Origin of the sequence: Amycolatopsis sp. Hca4 (genome assembly GCF_013364075.1) — a bacterium.
Taxonomy (GTDB): Bacteria; Actinomycetota; Actinomycetes; order Mycobacteriales; family Pseudonocardiaceae; genus Amycolatopsis.
This window is the reverse complement of record NZ_CP054925.1, coordinates 1905803-1925543: the sequence shown is the minus strand read 5'-3', so window position 1 is coordinate 1925543 and position 19741 is coordinate 1905803. Positions and strand designations below refer to the sequence as shown.

General features: G+C 72.3%; 16 protein-coding genes and 1 pseudogene. 4 read left to right on the top strand and 13 right to left on the bottom strand.

What is annotated here, in order from left to right:
* Positions 1-16: 16 nt before the first annotated feature.
* A complete protein-coding gene (locus tag HUT10_RS08545) occupies positions 17-1477 on the top strand; it encodes an FG-GAP-like repeat-containing protein (protein WP_176170676.1) in 1461 nt (486 codons plus the stop codon).
* Between the two features lie 89 nt (positions 1478-1566).
* Here the strand turns inward: HUT10_RS08545 and HUT10_RS08540 are convergent, their stop codons facing one another.
* The gene (locus HUT10_RS08540; protein ID WP_176170675.1) at positions 1567-2499 is read right to left on the bottom strand and encodes a hypothetical protein; all 933 of its coding nucleotides are present in this window, start codon (positions 2497-2499) and stop codon (positions 1567-1569) included.
* 270 nt (positions 2500-2769) lie between these two features.
* Here HUT10_RS08540 and HUT10_RS08535 point away from each other — a divergent pair, with 270 nt between their 5' ends.
* Positions 2770-3537, top strand: coding sequence for a trypsin-like serine protease (locus HUT10_RS08535; RefSeq protein ID WP_176170674.1), 768 nt, complete (start codon positions 2770-2772; stop codon positions 3535-3537).
* A gap of 148 nt (positions 3538-3685) precedes the next feature.
* Here the strand turns inward: HUT10_RS08535 and HUT10_RS08530 are convergent.
* The 9 genes and pseudogenes from HUT10_RS08530 to HUT10_RS08490 all read right to left on the bottom strand — a co-directional run bounded on the left by HUT10_RS08530 (position 3686) and on the right by HUT10_RS08490 (position 13645).
* Positions 3686-4806: pseudogene (locus tag HUT10_RS08530) on the bottom strand (epoxide hydrolase family protein).
* Positions 4807-4968: 162 nt separating this feature from the next.
* A complete protein-coding gene (locus HUT10_RS08525) occupies positions 4969-6588 on the bottom strand; it encodes a carboxylesterase/lipase family protein (RefSeq protein ID WP_176170673.1) in 1620 nt (539 codons plus the stop codon).
* 50 nt (positions 6589-6638) lie between these two features.
* Positions 6639-7409: an IclR family transcriptional regulator gene (locus HUT10_RS08520; protein WP_176170672.1), complete on the bottom strand. Its 771-nt coding sequence runs from the start codon at positions 7407-7409 to the stop codon at positions 6639-6641.
* 61 nt (positions 7410-7470) lie between these two features.
* On the bottom strand, positions 7471-8424 hold the full coding sequence (locus HUT10_RS08515) for a zinc-binding dehydrogenase (RefSeq protein WP_176170671.1): 954 nt from the start codon (positions 8422-8424) through the stop codon (positions 7471-7473).
* Positions 8421-9275 (bottom strand): alpha/beta fold hydrolase, encoded by an 855-nt coding sequence (locus tag HUT10_RS08510; RefSeq protein WP_176170670.1) that lies wholly within the window; start codon positions 9273-9275, stop codon positions 8421-8423. The genes HUT10_RS08515 and HUT10_RS08510 overlap by 4 nt, the downstream gene beginning before the upstream one ends.
* 470 nt (positions 9276-9745) lie before the next feature.
* Positions 9746-10162 (bottom strand): alpha/beta fold hydrolase, encoded by a 417-nt coding sequence (locus tag HUT10_RS49905; protein WP_217709560.1) that lies wholly within the window; start codon positions 10160-10162, stop codon positions 9746-9748.
* Between the two features lie 164 nt (positions 10163-10326).
* Positions 10327-11493 (bottom strand): hypothetical protein, encoded by a 1167-nt coding sequence (locus HUT10_RS08500; protein WP_176170669.1) that lies wholly within the window; start codon positions 11491-11493, stop codon positions 10327-10329.
* Complete coding sequence (locus HUT10_RS08495; protein ID WP_176170668.1) at positions 11490-12422, bottom strand: catechol 1,2-dioxygenase; 933 nt, start codon at positions 12420-12422, stop codon at positions 11490-11492. The genes HUT10_RS08500 and HUT10_RS08495 overlap by 4 nt, the downstream gene beginning before the upstream one ends.
* Complete coding sequence (locus HUT10_RS08490; protein WP_176170667.1) at positions 12422-13645, bottom strand: aromatic ring-hydroxylating dioxygenase subunit alpha; 1224 nt, start codon at positions 13643-13645, stop codon at positions 12422-12424. Before HUT10_RS08490 ends, HUT10_RS08495 begins: the two co-directional genes overlap by 1 nt.
* A gap of 198 nt (positions 13646-13843) precedes the next feature.
* Here HUT10_RS08490 and HUT10_RS08485 point away from each other — a divergent pair, with 198 nt between their 5' ends.
* On the top strand, positions 13844-14821 hold the full coding sequence (locus HUT10_RS08485) for an NAD(P)/FAD-dependent oxidoreductase (RefSeq protein WP_176170666.1): 978 nt from the start codon (positions 13844-13846) through the stop codon (positions 14819-14821).
* Positions 14822-14837: 16 nt separating this feature from the next.
* A complete protein-coding gene (locus HUT10_RS08480; RefSeq protein WP_176170665.1) occupies positions 14838-15173 on the top strand; it encodes a ferredoxin family protein in 336 nt (111 codons plus the stop codon).
* A 37-nt stretch (positions 15174-15210) separates the two neighbouring features.
* On the opposite strand, the gene HUT10_RS08475 is transcribed toward HUT10_RS08480, so the two are convergent.
* From HUT10_RS08475 to HUT10_RS08465, 3 genes are all read right to left on the bottom strand, one after another.
* Positions 15211-15978, bottom strand: a complete 768-nt coding sequence (locus HUT10_RS08475; RefSeq protein WP_217709559.1) for an enoyl-CoA hydratase/isomerase family protein — start codon at positions 15976-15978, stop codon at positions 15211-15213.
* 11 nt (positions 15979-15989) lie between these two features.
* On the bottom strand, positions 15990-18116 hold the full coding sequence (locus tag HUT10_RS08470) for a CoA transferase (protein WP_217709558.1): 2127 nt from the start codon (positions 18114-18116) through the stop codon (positions 15990-15992).
* A gap of 73 nt (positions 18117-18189) precedes the next feature.
* Positions 18190-19722: a class I adenylate-forming enzyme family protein gene (locus HUT10_RS08465; RefSeq protein ID WP_176170663.1), complete on the bottom strand. Its 1533-nt coding sequence runs from the start codon at positions 19720-19722 to the stop codon at positions 18190-18192.
* Between the last annotated feature and the right edge of the window lie 19 nt (positions 19723-19741).

The window sequence follows — 19741 nt, the reverse complement described above, 5'->3', positions numbered from 1 at the left end:
CGCGCCGGCGGGTGCGGTGAGCGGGGGAGCTGCGGCGCCGGAGGGCAGCTACGGCTATGCCGCGCGGGTCGTGGTCAACGGGACGACCGCGGGCTGCTCGGGGGCGGTCGTGGCTCAGGGGTGGGTCATCACGGCGAAGCGATGCTTCGGGCAGAACGTGCCGGATGGGCCGCCGCCGCAGCCTACGACGGTGTCCTTCGGGCCCGGCGCCCCCGGAGCGGGGCCACTGCCGGTGGTGGACCGGCTGGTGCCGGCCGCGGACCGGGACGTGGTGCTCGCGCATGTGACGTCCCCCAGCGGTGCTTCGCCGTTGCCGTCGGTGACGCCGGTGGCGATCGCGGCGACCGCGCCGGCGTCGGGGGAGACGGTGCGGATCGGCGGCTTCGGACGAACCGCCACCGAATGGGTTCCCGCCCGGCTGAACACCGCGAGCTACACGGTCCAGGGTGTCACGGCGACCTCGATGTCGGTCACCGCGGCGGGTGGGGCGAACGATCCGTGCAAGGGTGACGCCGGCGGTCCGGCACTGCGTGAGACCGGCGACCGGGTCGAGCTCGCGGGTGTCACGAGCGCGTCCTGGCAGCACGGTTGCCTGGCCGAGACCGAGACGCGCAGCGGCGCGGTGGTGGCCCGTGTCGACGATCTGGCCGGGTGGATCGCCGAGCAGACCAAGCCGCTGACGGCCACGCCGTCGCGGATGATGCTGGCCGATCTCGACGGTGACGGCCGTGCGGAATTGCTGGCGATTCACCCGAACGGGGACGTGCACGCCTGGCACAACGATGGCGGTTTCGGCGGTAATCCGTGGAATCCGGCCGACATCGTGGTCGCCACCGACATGCGGCCCGGGCGGACCTATTTCGCCGATCTGGACGGCGACCACAAGGCCGACATCGTTTCCCTCTGGGACAACGGCGAGGGGCACGCGTGGCACAACGTCCGCGGGTTCTCGCCGATGCCGTGGGAGGGCGCGAGCATCGTGGTGACGACCGGAATCGTCGATCCGCAGGGCCTCAAGTTCGCCGACCTCGACGGTGACGGCCGGGCCGAGGCGATGTCGGTCGACGCCAACGGTGACGTCCGCGCGTGGCGCAACGCCCGCGGTTTCGCCCCCATGCCGTGGGAGGGCGGGAGCATCGTGGTGGGCGCCGACATGAAGCCGGCCACCACGTTCTTCGCCGACCTCGACGGTGACGGCAAGGCCGACATCATCTCGGTGTGGGAGAACGGCGAGGGGCACGCGTGGCACAACGTCCGCGGGTTCTCGCCGATGCCTTGGGAGGGCGCGAGCATCGTGGTGGCCGCCGGATTCCCCGATGTCGCCCCGCTGCGGTTCGCCGACCTGGACGGTGACCACCGCGCCGACGCGATCGCCGTCGACCCGCAACGCCAGATCCGGGCCTGGCACAACGGGGCGGGCTACGCGGTCATGCCTTGGGACGCGCTCGCCACCATCGCGACTCCCTACGTTCCCTGACTTCTCGGACGCGGGTGCCGGTTGTGCGCCCGTTCGGCGGGCACTGCCTCTTCGTCGACGCCGCGGCCTCGCACTCATTTCGCCACTGGTCAGGTCCAGCGCCAGCGCATCCCGCGGATCCCGGGTCCGCAGCCGGTGACGAAGTGGTGGGCGGGCGCATCCGGTGACACCGGGACAGCGGTCACGTCCCGCTCCGGACCTCCGGGTGCGTCCAAGCGGTAAGCCGCGCAGGTCGCCGGCTGGGTACCGGGGGCGAAGTGGATTTCCAGCAGGTGTTCGGCCACCGGGTGCCGGAATCGCCGGTCGTAGCTGGTGTCCGGGACGCCGTCGGTGTATTCGAACTCGTACTCCAGGATCGCGGTCTCCCCGACGGCCATCGACCGGGTCGGCACCAGCTCGCTGACCACGAACCCCTGCTCCGGGAGGACCTCGGTGCGCACGGGCCGGCAGTACCGCGCGGACACCAGCCGCGGGGGACGGCCCGGGACGCAGCCGCGCAACGCCACCACCTTGGCCTGGACCGGTTCTTCCACCGCGCGCACGACCTCGCGCACCCGGAGCCGGGTGAGGCAGCCGGCGGCGTCGACCTGCAGTGCCTCGTGCAGGCTGAGCACCACCAACGACGTCTCGTCGGCCGCGTCGAACGAGTGCAGCACCGGCAGCACGTCGTTGCGCGGGCCCCACAACCGCTCCCAGCGCACCGGGTCCGGTGGTCCGGGGGGCGCGGGCTGGGCCAGTAGCTCGATCAGCGACCGCGGCGGCACTCCGAGGACGTCCTCCAGCACCGCCACCGCCCGCAAGGAGTCCGGCCGTTCCGGGCGGGTCCGGCCGGTGCGCCAGTAGCTGAGCGTCGTGGTGCTGACGGGGACCCCCGCGGCCGCGAGGCGGCCCCGGAGGCGGGCGAGTCCCAGCCCGCTGCGGTCGATGGCCAGGGTGAGCGCGCGGCTGAACGGGCCCGTGGCGAGCGCCTGCGCCAGCTCCTGTCCGGCGGATTCCGGCGGTGGCACCGCGAACAACGGCATGGCGGTCCTCGGCGTCGGTGCGGAGAGCGGGTTCGCCTTCGGCGGATCGCGCCGTGCCGGCGGAGACGTCCGGTGGTGCCCGGATGGTTCTCGGTTTAACAGCCGCGGAAGGGGGCTGTCACCCGACGAACGTCGGCCGGCTTCCGCGCAACCCTCCGAAAGATCCGTTCTGTTCCGTTGATCGACTCGGATCTTCGGGCGCTTACCGAGGACACACCCTCCGCTTACGTTCAGTGAGTCCCCACCGGTTCCGCCTCCAAGGAGTTCCCCATGCGCACCCCCTCCGTCCGGTTCGCCCGCGCCGCCGCGCTGCTCGTCGGTTCGTGCGCCGCGGTCAGCACGCTCGCCGCGGCCCCGGCGTCGGCGAGCACCCCGGTCACGCCGCTTTCGCCGGCCGCCCAGCCGTCGATCATCGGCGGCAGCACGGCCCAGAACCCCGGCTACATCACGCGGTTCAACGGGCACGCCAACGGCTACACGTTCTTCTGCACCAGCACGCTCATCGGTACGCGGTGGGTGCTGACGGCCAAGCACTGCATGTACGACAACAACGGGCGGCGCCTGACCGACATCGACCTCTACATCGGTTCGAACAGCGCTTCCGGCGGCGTGCACGCGAAGGCGTCGACGACGTACGTGTACTCCGGCGGCGACCTCGCCCTGATCAAGCTGAACGCCGACGGCGGCGGCACGTTCGCCCGGCTCGCCGGCAGTTCCTCCGACGCGCAGGAAGGCGACGCCGCCCGCGTCTACGGCTGGGGCGCGACCCAGTCCACCGACGAAGGCAACCACCAGTCGTCCGTGCTGAAGCAGGCGGCGGTGCAGATCGCCGACACGAGCGCCACCGACTACTTCGGCGGCCCGGCCATCGCGGCCGACACCCCCGACGGCGCCGTGGCCGGCGGCGACTCCGGCGGCCCGATGATCGACGACGGCGTGCAGGTCGGGGTGTGCTCGACCAGCGACCGGTCCAGCACCACCACCTACGGCAGTGTCGCAGCGGGTCGAAGCTGGATCCGCCAGGTCAGCGGCATCTGACCGGCTGAGGTTCCCGCCCCGCACACCGGAGGGTTGCGCTCCCCGGCACTCGGGCTCCGTCGGTCGAGAACCCGGCCGGCGGAGCCTTCCGCCCGCCCACGCAGCCGGCCACCCCGATGGCCTCGTGTTCCGGGCACGGTCGCGACCGTCAGCGGAAGAGGCGGAAGAACCCGCGCACCTGCTCGACGAGCGACTCCGGTTGTTCCAAGGCGGCGAAGTGGCCACCGCGCGGCATCTCCTCGAACCAGCGCAGGTCGGTGAACCGCAGCTCGGCTTCTCGTCGCGACGGGCGGGTGATGTCCCGCGGATACACCGACAGCCCGGACGGCGCCGTGACCTCGTCGCGGAAGTGGGCGAAGCTTTCCCAGTACAGGCGCGCCGAGGAGGTGGCTGAAGCGGTGAACCAGTAGACCGAGATCTCGTCGAGGATCTTCTGCCGGGACACGGCGGTCTCGTGGTTGCCGTCGTGGTCGGTCCAGGCCTGGAACTTCTCGGCGATCCAGGCGGCCTGGCCGGCGGGGAGTCGGTGAGACCGTAGCCGAGCGTCTGCGGCCGGCTTGCCTGAAGCGCCGAGTAGCCCCGGCCGGTGCGCCGGAACTCCTTCTCGGCTTCGAGGTTGGCCAGCTCCGAGGGGGTGGGGTCGGCGAAGGTGCCCGCGGCCACGGAGCCCAGGTTCAGGTGCACGGCGGCGACGCGTTCGGGTGCGACTTCGCCCAGGGCTCCGGACACCGCCGAGCCCCAATCACCCCCCTGTGCGCCGTAGCGCTGGTAGCCCAGCGAGACCATCAAGGTGTCCCAGGCCCGCGCGATGCGGGTGACGCCCCATCCGGCCGTCGACGGCTTGTCGCTCCAGCCGTACCCGGGCAGCGAGGGCGCGACGACGTGGAAGGCGTCGGCGGGGTCGCCGCCGTGGGTGCGCGGGTCGGTCAGCGGGCCGAGGACGTCGAGGAATTCGAGGACCGAACCGGGCCACCCGTGGGTGAGCACCAGCGGGAAGGCGTCCCGTTCCGGTGAGCGGACGTGCAGGAAGTGGATGCCGAGCCCGTCGATCGTGTCGCGGTACTGGGGGAAGGCGTTCACGCGCTCGGCGAACCCGAAGTCGTAGTCCTCGGCCCAGCTGCGGCAGAGTTCCTGCGTGTAAGCGAGCGGGATGCCCTGGGACCAGTCGCCGACCGGTTCGGGCTCGGGCCAGCGCGTGCGGCGCAGCCGGTCGCGCAGGTCTGCGATTTCGGCTTCGGTGATGGTGACCTCGAACGGCTCGGCGGCCATCGCAAGGCTCCCTTCCTGGGCGAGACGTCTCGGAGCAGGTGCTGGTCAGGGTGAAGCGCCGGCCGGTCACGACGGTGCCCTGCCGGCTCTTCCCCATGTTCGCCTGCTTCGCCGTGTTCAGCCGTGGCCGGCCGACGTGGCCGGGATCTCGTCGGCCGGCGTTCACGGGCCTACCGGCTCACGACTCCGACCTGCTGGGCCAGCTGCTCGGCGTTGATGTCGAGCCACCGGTAGCTGATGCTGTTCCACAGGTCGCAGTGCTGCGCGGCCGCGAACGCGGCCGAGGTCACCGGCGCACTGCCGCCGAGCCGGAAGACCATCGCTCGCTGGTCCTCGACGCTCGGCCACTCCGCCTGTCCGGCCGCGTCCGGGGTGCCCTGGCGCACGAACGCGCCCAGTACGGACCATTTCGGCCGACAGCCGGAGCTGGTCGCGGTCGTAGACGCTGGTCGCCGTCGGCCAGAGGTACGCCTGGTCCGCTCCGTGGGAGGCGTCGGCGTCGAAGGCGCCCGGGGCCGGCGGGGCCGAGGGACTCCGCGCGTCGAAGCGGTACAGGAACGTCTTCGGCTGGTACTTCGCGACCTGCTGGGCCAGCTGGGTGTATCGGCAGCCGCCGAGGCCGTAGAAGACGCTCGAATCCGTCCACACGGCACCCAGCGCGTACGCCGCGGTGTCCTGCGCGGGGTAGTTGCTCAGCGGGTACGCCTTCGCGACGTCCGCCGCCCGGTTGCCGAAGAGGTATTCGAGGCTCTTTTCGTACTGGGCGGGCGTCGCGGTGGCGAAGGAGCGGGCCCAGCCCCGGACCTCGTCGTGGGTGCTGCCGATCAGGAGCGGGACGCGCTCGAAGCGGCCGGTGCGCACGGCCTCGGACGGCGGCAGGGGCAGTTCCGGGACGCCGGCCGTCGGGAGCGGGCCGGAGAGGATTCCGCCGCGGAACCCGGCGCTCGAATTCTGGATGTCGGCCGCGGACTTGGCGCGCAGGCAGCTCACCGGGGTGGTGGTGCAGCCGGCGTCGGCGGCGAACCGCGCGCCGGCCGCCTGGGATTCGGCGACCGTGTGGCTCGGGCAGCCGCCGCTCTGGACGATGGCGCCGTTGACCAGGCCGTGCGCCAAGGGCGACGAGAGCAGGGCGCACACCGAGTGGCCGCCGGCCGAGAGCCCGGAGATGGTGACGGCCCGGTGGTCGCCGCCGAAGCGGTCGATGTTGTGGTTGGCCCAGTTCAGGGCCGCGACCTGGTCGAGCAGGCCGTAGTTGCCCGCGCCGGACTTGCTCAGGCCCGGCAGGTCCAGGAAGCCGAACGCGCCGAGCCGGTAGTTGATCGTGATGACGACGATGTTGTTCGTCTCGGCCAGGAGTGAGCCGTCGAACGCGCTGCCGGAGCCGGACGAGAACCCGCCGCCGTGGATCCACAGCAGCACCGGGAGCCGTTCGTTCGTCGCCCGGGCCGGACGGTAGACGTTGAGGTAGAGACAGTCCTCGGTGACCGGCGAGCCGGAACCCTGCGGGCACGCCGGACCGTAGCTCGTCGCGGGCCGGACGCCGGGCCACGCCGGAGCCGGCCGGGGTGGCTGCCACCGGAGAGCGCCGACCGGCGGGGCGGCGAACGGGATGCCCAGGAACGAGTCGACCGCCCCGGTGGTTTTCCCTTCGACCTTGCCCGCATCCGTCTGGACGACGAGCGTGTGTGCCGGCGGACGGCCGGCGTTCGCGGCCGCCGGGGCGGACGCCACCGTCATCGCCAACGCGACCGTGATGCCGAGCCACTTGAGTCTTTTCCGCACCGATCCTCCCGGAACTGAGTGGGTGTCGGAGAAGGATGGGCTGCCCGGGCTCACCGGGTGGCCGTTGTGGTCCGATCACCGGACCGCAGGGCGCTCACCGTCTTGGTGATCCGGTGGCCCACCATCGTGAGCAACCCGGCGTACTTGCCGACGTCGGCCCGGTACAGCGGCGCGGTGATGGACAGCGCGCCGGTCGTCAGGCCGGTCGCGCCGGTCAGCGGGATCGCCACGCTCACGAAGCCGACGCGGGTCTGCTCGTACTCGACCGCGTAGCCGTTCGCGCGGGCACGGGCCAGTTCGTTCAGCAGCAGGCCGGGCGCGTTGACCGTGTGCGGCGTGATCCGGTCGAGCGGCGACGCGATCACCTCCTCGACCAGCGCGCGGGGGCCGAAGGCGAGCAGGACCTTGCCGGTGGCGGTGCAGTGCATCGGCATCCGGCCGGCCACCCGCGACGGCTTGGTCACCTGGCTGTGGCCCGACACCTTTTCCAGGTAGAGGACCTCGCGGCCGTCGGGGACGGCGAGGTGGATCGTCTCGTTGGTGGCCTGGTAGAGGTCCTCCATGTACGGCCGGGCGGCGTCGCGCAGGATGCGCTGGCGGGGCACCCGCTGGCCGATCTCGAACAGGCGGATGCCGAGCCAGTAGTCGCTGCCGCGCCGTTCGAGGACGCCCCAGGCCAGCAGCTCCTGCGCCAGGCGGTGCACCGACGCCTTCGCGACGCCGGAACGCCGGGCCAGTTCGGTGAGGCTCAGGTGCTCGTCGTCGGGGCCGAAGGCCTCGAGGATGAGCTGGACCTTGCCGAGGACGCTGTTCGCTTCCATGGGATCAGGTTCGGTGAGCGGAACCGGTCCGGCCAACGGACCGGTCCGCCCACCGAACCGGCTACGGGACGAGCACCGCGCGGCCGCGGACCCGCCCGGCCCGCAGGTCCTCCAGCGCGAGCGCCGCGTCGGCGAAGGCGTACTTCTGCACGGCCAGCGACAGCTCGCCCGCGGACAGCTTCTTGACCAGGTCACCGGCGATTTCGCGGGCCCGGCGTTCCTGCCGGATCATGTTGACCGGCAGCAGCGCGACGTCGTCGAGGAGCCAGGACGGCAGGTCGACGCGCACTTCGGTGCCGGTCACGTACCCGATCACCGCCGCGCGCCCGCCCGGCCGCACCCAGCGGGTCCGGGCCACCAGTCCGTCGCCGCCGAGCGTGTCGACCAGCAGGGACGCGGGCCGGTCCGCGGCGAGCCGCTCGATGTCCTCGGTGGCGTCGAGGCAGACGCCGGTGACGCCGTCCGGGACGTCGGCGAGCTGCTCCGCGCGGCCGACGATCCCGGTGACCTTCGCCCCGGCGAGCACAGCCTGCTGGGCGACCATGGAGCCGACCGCGCCGGCGGCGCCGACGACGATCACCTCCTCGTCCGCGGCGAGCCGGGCCACGTCGTGCAGGACCACGTACGCGGTCGTCGCGGGCACGTAGAACGTCGCCGCGACCTCGGGCGGCAGCGGGGCGTCCAGTTTGTTCGCGGCCTTGGCCGGCACGCTCAGCCGCTCGGTCCAGGTCCCGTCACGCAGCAGGCCCAGCCCGGCACCGCGCAGCATCACCTGGTCGCCCGGCGCGAGGCCGGAATCCGCGTCCGCCTCGACGACGATCCCCGCCCCTTCCACGCCGCCGGCGTAGGGCAGGGGCGGCTTGAGGTTGAAGGTGCCGCCGGCGACGGTGGCGTCCAGGTGGGCCACCGCGGCCGCCTCGACGTCGACCAGCACCTCGCCCTCGGCCCGCGTCGGCTCGGGGACGTCGTCCACGACCGGGGCCGAGCCCCAGGTGTGGAACCGCGCGGCCCTCACGCGGCGGCCTTGCGGATGAACCCGACGCTCAGCGGGTTGTAGCGGGCGGCCTGCTCGTGCTGTGGCCAGTGCCCGCACTCCTCGAACAGCTCCAGCTGCGAGCCGGGGATGTTCTCGTGCATCTTCGTCGCCTCCGGGACCTCGCCGAACGGGTTCTGGCGGCCCCACACGATGAGCGTCGGCTGCGTGATGCGGGCCAGCTGGTCCGGGCGCAGCAGGTTGCGCTGCCGCCGTTCCATCTGCTGCAGCGAGAGCAGGTTGTCCACATTGGCCACGAACTCCGGCGTGTGGTAGATCGCGTGCCGGACCTCGACGAGCTCTTCGGTGGCGTTCTCCTCGCTCGCCATCAGCAGCCGCAAGCGTTTGCGGGTCAGCTCGACGTCGTCGGTGGCGACGGCGTTCTTCGTGCTGGTGCGGATTCGCTCCATCACCTCGGGGTTGGCGACGGTTCCGCCGGCGCACAGCAGCTGTAGGCTCAGCACCCGCTCGGGGTGGTCGACCGCGGCGCGCGCCCCGACCCAGCCGCCGAGGGACTCGCCGACGATGTGCGCGGCGCGGATCCCCACCGCGTCGAAGTAGTCCAGCAGGTGCCGGACGTAGTCGGCGATCTCGTAGGGCCGGGCGGGCTTGCCGGTGTAGCCGTGGCCGAGCATGTCGATCGCGTGGACGTCGAATTCGCTGTGCGCGACGACGTTGCGCGCGAACGCTTCCAGGTGCCCGCTGGTGCCGTGCAGGAACACGACGGCTTCGGCGTCCGGGTTCCCGGCTCGCAGCGTCCGGGTGGGGACGCCGGCCGCGTCGACGTACTCGACGCGGTGCGCGATCGGGGAGAGTTCGGTCCAGATGCTCACGCGAGCTCCTTGGTGTTGATGCGGTGGACTTGGGTGTTGCTGGAGGCCGCGAGCTTGCGCAGGGCGGCCAGTGCCGCGGCCGTGGCGGTCAGGGCGAGCAGGACCTTCATGCCGGAACTCCTTGCGGGACCAGGGAACGGAAGAACCCGTCGACCACCGCGTGGTAGGCGTGCGGGCGCTCTTCCTGCAGGTGGTGGGAAACGTGGTCCATGACGTGCAGGGTGCCGTTGGCACCATGCGCGCCAGCATCAGCGGGTAGTCGGGGGTGAGGAACGCGTCTTGCATGCCCCAGATGAACAGCGTGGGCGCCTGGATCCGGCCCAGCTCGCCGGTCAGGTCCTGCCACTCGCCGCGCGGGGAGTCCGACATGGCGGCCAGTTCGCGCTCGCCGGGGTCGAGACTCTGCTCGTACCGCAGGTCGAGGGTCTCTTCGGGGAGCCGGTCGCCGTCGTACCACTCGAGGCTGGTGATCAGGCGGCGCATCTTCTCGCGAGTCGGGCCTTCGCCGCCGTAGTAGGCGTCGCGGGCGTTGCGACCGCGGCGGCCGCCCTCGGGCAGCGGGCGAGGGGCCCGTAGAAGACCGGCATGCTGCCGGTGACGACCAGCGAGCGCACCCGGTCCGGGTACTTCGCGGCGAGGTTGAGGGCGATGGTGCCGCCCCAGGAGTTGCAGACGAAGTCGGCGCGCTCGACGCCGAGGGTGTCCAGCAGGGCGACGGTCTTGGCCGCGTGGTGGTCCCACATCGGCCCGGTGATCGGGGTTTTCGCCGAGCGGCCGTACTGCTGGATGTCCACGAGCAGGCAGCGACGGTCTTCGGCGAACAGCGGCGCCACCGGCCCGAAGTCGCTCCACGCGGTGCAGCCGGGGCCGCCGCCGTGCAGGAACACGGTGTCCGGGCCGGAACGAGGTCGTGGTAGTGATAGGTGACACCGCCGCCGTCGGCGTAGCGGCTCTCGGGGGTGGGGTCATGCTGCTTCCTTCCCGGTGGTGGCGAGGGTGGTCCGCGCGAGCACCTCGCACAGGCGGCGCATCGCGCGGACGTCGACGGTGTTCATGCCGCGGCTGAAGTCGTCGGAGTTCGCTTTCGGCATGCCGGTCCGGACGGTCGGGATGCCGCGGGCACGCAGGATGTTCGCGTCCGTGGCGCCGCTGTTGTCCGGCACGGGTTCGTGGGGACGGCCGGAAGTGCTTTCCCACGCCTCGACGGCGGTCCGCACGATCGGTGAGTCCGGCGGGGTGGACGTGCCGGGAATGGCCAGCACCATCTCCAGCTCCACGTCGAACGGGTCGAGGAACGCGGCCAGTTCCCGCTTGACGGACAACGGTGTCGTGCCCGGGCGATCCGCACGTCAACGCGGATCCGGCAGGCCGCGGGGGTGACCGCGAGCATCCGTTCCCAGCCGCCCGCGATCGATCCGATGATGCCCTGGGGAGCGGCGGTGGCCGTGCGGTGGCGGGCCGGGTAGTCGGCGAGCCACCGTTCCAGGCGCGTCACGACGTCGGCGGCGGTGACGATCGGGTTGCGGTAGGGCAGCCGGTGGCGGCTGCCGGCGTAGGTGTGGATGCCGGGCACGGTGATCTCGAACCAGCACAACCCGACCTCGTCGTGGGCCACGAAGTCCCCGGGCTTGGCGATCACCGCGTGGTCGGTGTGCCAGCCGCGTTCGAGCAGGAACGAGCAGCCCACGCCCTGCCCGGTGTTGGCCCGCGCGGGGTAGCCCGGCGCCTCGATCGCGTTGGTGGGCATCCCGCCTGCGCCGAACGCCACGACGACGTCACCCGCCAGCTCGGGCCGCACCGTGCCCAGGGCCTCGGCGAGCACAAGAATGCAGGCCGCGTGGCCCTTCGGGTTGCTCGCGCCGAGCCCGGAGACGAACGGGCCTTCGTCGCGCGGCTCCGCCAGCATGTCCGGCCGCAGTTCCGGGCCGATCCACGGAATGTCCAGTTCGGACTGTCCGGTCGTGAGGGTGTCGATCGGCGCGTAGAGCATCAGGTCCTCGCCATCGCCGGCACCACGGAGGCGGCCGACGGCGTTCGCCTGGAACTCGTCGAGGTGCTGCGCTTCGGCGGCGAAACCCGCGGCGGCCAGGCGTGAGGCCAGCATCCGGGCCAGGGGTGCTTCGCGGCCGGTCGGGCTCGGGATCGCCGTCACCGCGTGCGCGGCGGCGCGGAGGCGGTCTTCGGTGATCCACGCGAGGACCGTGTCCAGCGCCGTCACGGCCGGATCACCGCGACCCCCATCCCGGTCAGCCACTCGGGCATGGGGGAGTAGGCCAGCGCGCGGCCCGGCCTGAAGCCCAGCGCGGCGGCCATGACGAGCCAGGTGCGCAGCTCCTGACCGCCGTTGCCCGCCGCCTTCCCGATCTCTTCGGTCGTCAGGGACGTGTACTTTTCCAGTTCGCCGCGTTCGAGGTCGGCCAGGAAGGCTTCGTCGAACTCGGGGAACAGCACGGGGCGGGCCGCGGTGATGATCTCGCGACGGCGTCCGTCGTAGCTTTCCCAGTCGCCGCGGCCGTTGAGCCACGCCTCGACGAGGAACTCCTCGTCCTCGCCTGCGGGGGCACGCCAGTCGTCGGGCCACGGCAGCTGGTGCGACAGCCCACCGGACGCGATGACGACCACCCGCAGGTCCTCGGGCAGGGCCGCGATGGCCGCCGCGATGTTGCGGCCCAGCTGGGCGCAGCGGTCGGTGCGGGGCAGCGGCGCCGCGAAGACGTTGACCACCAACGGCACCACGGGCACGGCGAGGTCGTCCAGGAGGTACTGGATCGCGTGGGTCTGTCCGTGGTCGATCTGCAGCCGCGCCGAGATCGCCACCTCGGTGCCTCGCTCGACGAGGTCCTCGGCAAGCCGCTGCGCGAACTCCGGCGCCGTCTTCTGCGGCCCCGACGGCGTCTTCGCCTCGCCGGAGCCGATCACTTCGCCGACGCCGAGGGTGAACGGCGGGATCATGTCCAGCCAGAAGCCGCGGAAGTGATTGGAGCCGACGATGATCGCGATGTCGGGCGCCGCCGCCGCGATCTCGTCGCGGGCTTCGCCCAGCGCGTCGCGGAAGCGTTCCGCACGGTCGGTGTGCACGACCTTGTCCCAGTGGGTGTTCATCAACGTCGAGTGGGACGCCCCGACGCCGAGCACCACGCGCGCCATCAGTCCGCCTCCGGAACCGGGACGGTGACACCCTGCCCGGCCAGCCGGTCGACCCGCTCCTCGCAGGTGTCCTCGGCGAGCTTGCGCCACTTGAGCAGCGAGTCGTCGGGCCGGTACAGCTTCTCCGGCGGGGCGTCGGTCACCTCGACCATCCACTTGTCCTGCCCGGAGAACTGGCCGTGGAACAGCCACCGGACGAAGCCGAGGTACTTGGCGTAGAACGGCAGCGCCTTCAGCCCGCGCTGGAAGCTCGCCAGCACCCCGACGTAGAGGTGGTTGTCCGCGTCGACCGGGATGTAGAACTCGTAGTGGATGAACGTCGGGTAGACGATTCGCAGCACGCCGGGCATGCTCACCGACGCGAAGCCGGGGAACTCCTGCGCCGCGATCACCGGGTTGGTCTCGCGGTGGGTGCTGGTGTTGCCGACGTTGCCGACCTCCTTCGGCGGCCGCAGCTTGAACCACGCCTGGTTGTCCCACTTGCCGAGGCCGGGGAAGTCGGCGGTCCAGTACTGCTTGTCCTGGACGCGGTAGATCCACCGCCCGCGCTGGATGATCCGGGTCTCGTTCCACACCGGCATCGCCTTGAACAGCCGCCACAACGCCGTGCGGTGCAGGTACTTCGCGTGGCCCTCGTCGTAGCCGTTCTCGCACGCGAAGCGCCAGTTGCCTTCGCGGGGCTGGATCCGGGAGCCGACGATGGCCTCGTTGTGCACCAGCTCCTCGGGCAGCTGCTCGTCGATCGGCGGGGCTTCTTCGCCGTCGCCGACGAAGACCCACACCATGCCGAGCCGCTCCTCGACCGCGTACGTGGGCTGCTTGACCTTGCCGCAGATCGGCGACGCCGGGCCGTCGGTGATCGCGGCCTTGAGGTCGCCGGACTCCAGGTCGAACGTCCAGCCGTGGTACGGGCACGAGATCGTGCCCGGGAACTGCTGGTTGCCCTCCGACAGCGGCACCCCGCGGTGCGGGCAACGGTCCTTCAACGCGTATACCCGGCCGCCGTCGCGGATCAGCACGATCTTCTGCCCGAGCAGGGTGATCTGCCGGGGCTTGCCGGTGAACCGCGACGAGTACCCCACCGGGTACCAGTAGCCGCGGAAGCCGGCCGCCGCGGCCTGGTAGTGCGGCCAGCTCGACCAGTCCTGCCGGCCCGGGAGCCTCGCCGGGCGGCGGCTCCGCCGGGCCGGGGTGGTGGCCGTCTCGCCGTTCTGCACGCTCATGACCGCTCCAAGTTCGTTGTGCCGAAGCTGTGGCGAGTCCACCACCGCTCGCCCGGTCGGCCAATGCCTCCGGTCCGCTCAGCGAACCCGGACCGAAAACCGGGACGGGGTCCGCTCACCGGTCCGCGATCCGGGTCCACGCCGCGCGACCCGCTTACTGTCCGGCACTGTCCACTCTCGACATCTCACGGAGGACTCATGGCCCTCGACACCGACATCCTGCTGGTCGGCGCCGGACCGACCGGGCTCTACGGCGCCTACTGCGCGGGCTTCCGCGGGCTCCGCACCGTCGTCGTCGACGGGCTGCCGCAGCCTGGCGGCCAGATCGCCGCCCTGTACCCGGAGAAGGCGATCCTCGACGTCGCCGGGCTGCCGCGGGTGCGGGGCCGCGACTTCGTGACCGCCCTGCTGGATCAGGCGAGTGGTTACGGCCCGGAATACCTGCTGGGGCGCCAGGCCGTGGCCTTCGGCCGGGCCGAGGACGGGCGACCCGAGGTCACGCTTTCCGACGGTACGGTCGTCCGCGCCGGGGCGGTGATCCTGACGGCCGGGATCGGCACGTTCACCCCGCGCAAGCTGCCCGCCGGGGAGGACTACCTCGGCCGGGGGCTGAGCTACTTCGTCACCGACCTGGACCGGCACGCCGGTCAGAACGTACTGGTCGTGGGGGGTGGCGACAGCGCGGTCGACTGGGCCTTGGCGCTGGAGCCGATCGCGAAGTCCGTCACCCTCGTGCACCGGCGCTCGGCGTTCCGCGCGCACGCGGCGAGCGTCACGGCCGTCACCGAAGGCGGTACGCAGATCGTCACCGACGCCGAAGTCGAAGCGCTCACGGGGGAGGGCACCTTGCGCCTGGCCCATGTCCGCGTGCGGGGTGAGGAGCGACCGCGGCTGTTCGAAGTGGACAGTGTGATCGCCGCACTCGGTTTCGTGAGCAACCTCGGCCCCCTCGCCGGCTGGGGGCTGGAGCTGCGTGGCCGGTCGATCCTGGTCGACTCGCGGATGCGCACCAGCCTCGATCGCGTCTACGCCGCTGGGGACGTCACCGAGTACGAGGGCAAGGTCCGCCTGATGTCCGTCGGCTTCGGCGAAGTCGCCACGGCGGTGAACAACGCCGCGGTCGCCCTCGACCCGGAACTGTCCCTCTTCCCCGGCCACTCGACCGAGAACTCCTGACCCCGGAAGGATCACCATGGCCTACGTCATCGGCGCCAACTGCATCGACGTCACCGACCGCGCGTGCCTGGACGTCTGCCCCGTCGACTGCATCTACGTCGGCGAGCGCAAGAGCTACATCAACACCAACGAGTGCATCGAGTGCGGCGCCTGCGAACCGGAGTGCCCGGTGGACGCCATCTTCGTCGACCGCAAGGCGCGTGGCGACGAGAGCAAGGCAGTGTTCGTCACCGACTCGATCGCCTTCTTCGAGCAGCCACTGCCCGGCCGGGACGCGCCGCTGGGCGACCCCGGCGGCGCGGGCACGCTCGGCGACCTCGGCGTGGACACCCCGATGGTCGCCCAGTACTGAGAAGAGGGGCGGCGCCTGCGAAAGGCGCCGCCCCTTTTCAGTGTCCGATGAACCGTGGCGGCCGCTTGTCGAGGAAGGCTTGCAGGCCTTCGGCGGCGTCCGCGGTGCGGGTCAGCTCCGTGACGCCTTTCCCTTCGCGCAGCAAGGCTTCCTCGATCGGCAGGCCGTGGCCTTCGTCGACGACCCGCTTGAGGATGCCGATGGCCGCGGTCGGTTTGGCCGCGAGCAGCCGGGCCTCCTCGGCCACCGCGGCGTCGAACAGCCCGGGGTCGACCACGCGATCCACCAAGCCGAACTCGAGGGCCTGTTGAGCGGTGAGGCGCGTGCCCTCGATCATCAGCCGCTTGGCCCGGTGCGGTCCGACGAGCCGGGGGAGCCGCTGGCTGCCACCGGCCCCGGGGAACAGGCCGAGGGTGATCTCCGGGTACCCAAAGCTCGCCGCGGCCGAGAGGATCCGCAGGTCGCAGGCCAAGGCCAGCTCGGCGCCGCCGCCGAGGGCGTGGCCGTTCATGGCGGCGATCACCGGCTTCGGAGCCCGTTCCAGGATCCGCTGCACGTCGATCCAGCCGCGCATCTTCGCCTGGTTGACGTCGGACAGGTCCCGCATGACGGCGATGTCGGCGCCGGCGATGAAGAACTTGCCCGTGCCGGTGATGACCAGGCACCGCACCTCGGGGTCGTCGGCCAGCGGCGGCAACACCTCGCGGAACTCCGCGATCATGGCCGGATCGACGGCGTTGGCCGGCGGCCGGTCGATCCGGATCGTCGCGACCCCGGCGTCCCGGGTGGTGGTCAGGACGGGCATGCCTGTTCCTCTCATTCGGTGATCCCGGCGGCGCGCAGGGCCGCCAGCCGGTCGTCGTCGAAGCCCAGCAGTTCCCGCAGGACCGGTTCGGTGTGCTGGCCCAGCAGGGGAGCGGGCGAGGTGAGCGCGCCCGGCGTCGCGGTCAGGCGCGCGACGATGCCCTCGTGCAGCACTGCGCCCGCGATCGGGTGGTCCAGGCGCTCGTAGAAGCCGCGTTCGGCCAGGTGCTCGTCCTGGACGAGGTCGCGGCCGGTCGCGACGACGGCGGCGGCGACCCCGGCGGCCTGCAGCCGGGCGGCGAGGGCCTCGGCGTCCTGCGGCCGGGTCCAGGCGGCGAGGGCGTCGGTCTCCTCCGGCGGCAAGCCCGCCAAGGTCCGCAGCGCGGCCCATTGCGTCTCGTCCTGCGGGGCGATGGCCACCCACCGGTCGTCCCCGGCCGCCGGGTAGACGCCGTGCGGCGTGGACCGCGGGGAGCCGAGCACCGCCGGGCCCATCGTGGCCGCCATCGCCTCCAGCTGCGAGAGGTCGACGTGCCCGCCCTCGCCGCGAACCAGCAGGTCCAGGGCGCCGAGCACGGCCGCGTTGGCGGCGACCATGTCACCCAGCCCGAACGCCAACCCCGTTGGTGGTTCACCCGGATCGGCCGTTTCGGCGGACAGCCCGGACATCGCGGCCAGGGTGTCGGCGAACGTGACGGCCGTCCGCCACGGCCCGGAGTGCCCGACACCCGACATCGACACCAGGATCGCGCGCGGGTTGATCGAGCGCAGCGACTCGTGGTCCAGGCCCCACTTCGCCAGCACGCCCGGGCTGAAGTTCTCCACGACGACGTCGCAGCGGGCGGCCAGCTCGCGCAGGATTTCCTGCCCCTCGGGCGTGCGCAGGTTGAGCGCGACGCTTCGCTTGCCGCGGTTGAAGTTCAGGAAGTAGCCGGAGTCGTCGGGCCCGGCGCCCGGCCGCAGCCGCATGGATGTCGAGAACCGGGTCGGGTCGTGCCGGTGCTTCGACTCGACCTTGACGACGTCGGCGCCGTGCTCGGCGAGGATCTTGGTCGCGTACGGCCCCGCCAGCACCCAGGTCAGGTCCAGCACCCGGACGCCGTCGAGCGGGCGGGTCTTCGCAGGACGCGGCCTGCCGGGTGCGCTGGTCCAGGTCCCCTCGGTGAGGGCGGACAGCGTCACCGGCCGGGGCAGGCCGGGGGCGTCCCAGGGGAAGCCGGCGTCCTCGGTGCCGTCGACCGAGACGAAGAACCGCCGGTCGCGCAGCTGCGGGTTGCCGGCCAGCTCCGCCGGCGGCGTCACTTCGGCCCACGGCAGAGCGCGGGCGCGGCCCTGCTCGGCGACCTCGCGCGCCGTTCGCTTCGCGACGAACCGCGTGATCACTGTGTCGACGTGCGGCCGCTCGGCCCAGCGCACCACCTGGTCGGCGAACCGCTCGTCCAGCAGATCCCCGGCCTCGCCCTCCTCGGCCAGCCAGTCCCGAAGGCCGGTCCACATGCGCTCGCTGCCGGAGTAGCCCCCGGCCACGTACCCGTCGGCGGCCTCGAAGATCCGGTGCGCGACATGCTCGTAGACCCCGCCGTTGCGCACCGGTACCCGGCCGGCGTGGATCCACGCGAGCGCGCCCGTCTCCAGGGTCGCGGCGACCGCTTCCTGGGCTGAGACGTCGATCAGCTGCCCGGTCCCGGAGAGCACGCCCAGCAGGGCGGCGATCGCGCCGTGCGCCCCGGCCAGCTGGCAGGCCTGCTCGCGCGGCGGCGGTTCGGGCGGGCCGCCGGGCTTTCCGCCGAGCCAGGTCATCCCGCCGGCTGAGGCGAGCACGAGGTCGCCGCCGAGCCAGTCGCGGCGCGGGCCGGTGAGCCCGAACGGCGTCACGACGACGTGGACGGCGTCCGGCCACCGGGACGTCCCGTCGGCGCGCAGGCCACGCAGCTGCGCCACCGGACCGCTCTCCAGGACGACGTCGGCCTCCTGGGCCAGCGCGTCGAGGTCAGCCTGCGCCAGCTTCTTCCCGGCGTGCCAGTGGAGGCGTTCGGGCCCGGTCAGGTCGTCGTCGACGCGCACGACGTCGGCGCCGAGGCCGACCAGCAGCCGGGCGCCCTGCCGGGCCAGTTCGTCGGTGAGGTCCAGTACGCGCAACGGTGTCCTCCTGCGGAACGGGGATGTCAGGGCGACCGTAGGCAGCGGCGCCCGGCGGGCGGTCCGGCGCGGTTCACTGAGCGGACCGGGCCTCGGCGTCCCATGTGGACTTGTCCACAGTGGAGGGCAGGAGGGCCTTGACGACCTTGCCGCTCCCGTTGCGCGGCAGCTCTCGCGCGATGCGCACGTACCGCGGCTGGGCGTGCCGCGGCAGGCGCGTGCGGCACCAGTCGCGGACGGCGGGTCCGTCGAGGGCGCGGTCGGTGGCCAGCACGACCAGGAGCTCCTGCTCGGTGAGGTCCGATTCGACCCCGATGGCGGCCGCGTCGACGACGCCGGGCAGGGCTCGCAGCACCTGCTCGACGTCCCAGGTCGCGATGTTCTCCCCGCGCCGGCGGACGACGTCGCCGCGGCGGCCGGCGAAGGTCAGGTAGCCGTCGGCGTCGAGGCGGCCGCGGTCGCCGGTGCCGAACCAGCCGTCCCGCAGCACCGCCGCGGTGGCCCCGGGGTCGCCGGCGTAGCCGCGGAACCGCATGTCCGGCCGCTTGGCGCGGGCGGCGATCCGACCGGTCTCTCCGGGCGGCAGGGGGCGGCCGGTGTCGTCGAGGATCGCCACCTCGTATTCCGGGACGACCCGGCCGGCCGTGCCCGGCCGCCAAGCATCGGGGGTGTTCGCGGCGACGTCGCCGAGTTCGGTGCTGGCGTACGCCTCCAGGGCTTTGACACCGAAGCGCTCGAGGAACCGCGCCACCAGCTCGGCGGGTGCCGGGGCGCCGTAGGCCAGCCGGACGGGGTGGTCGCGGTCGGCGCCCGGCCGCCGGTCGAGGATGGCCAGCATCGCGCCCATGAAGTTGAACGCCGTGACCCCCTCGGCGCGGCAAGTGTCCCAGAACCGGGAGGCCGAAAACCGGCGGTGGGAGACCAGCCGCGCGCCGGTCAGCAGCGCCGGCAGCAAGGCGGTGTGCCGGACGTTGACGTGGTTCCACGGGAAGGCGTTGAACAGCACGTCCCCGGGGCCGTAGCCCATGGTCGCCGCCACCCGGCGGGCGTGCCGCAGGGCCGCGAAGTGGGGGAGTTCGGCGGCTTTGGCCCGGCCGGTGGTGCCCGAAGTGGACAGCACGACGAGCACGTCACCGGGCGCGGGCCGGTGCTCCCGGTACCCGGCCACGGGCAATTCGTCGAGGAACGGGTGACCGGGTGGTCCCGGATCGTCCTCGCGGACCAGGACGATGCGCTCGGTCAAGGTCAGCAGGGCGGGATTCCCGGCGAGCGCCGACGTCCCGGCGACCAGCAGCGACGCCCCGGTGGCGTGCCGGATCGCCTGGGCGGCCGGGAGCGTGCCGTCGAGGGCCAGTGGCACCTCCACCGCGCCTTGCCGGGCGAGCCCGAACAGCAGCTCCACGGCCGCCCGCCCCGGCCGCACGCAGGTCAGCACCCGGGTACCGGGGGTGACGGGCAGGTGGGCGGCGAGGGCGCGGGAGCCTTCGTCGACGTCGCCGATCCGCAGCCGGTTGCCGTCGTCGAAGCGGACCAGCTCGCGGTCCGGGTCCTGCCGGGCTCGGCTGGCCAGCAGGTCGACCGGGGTACTCGCTCGAAGATCACTCACCCGGGTGATCGTCGAACCC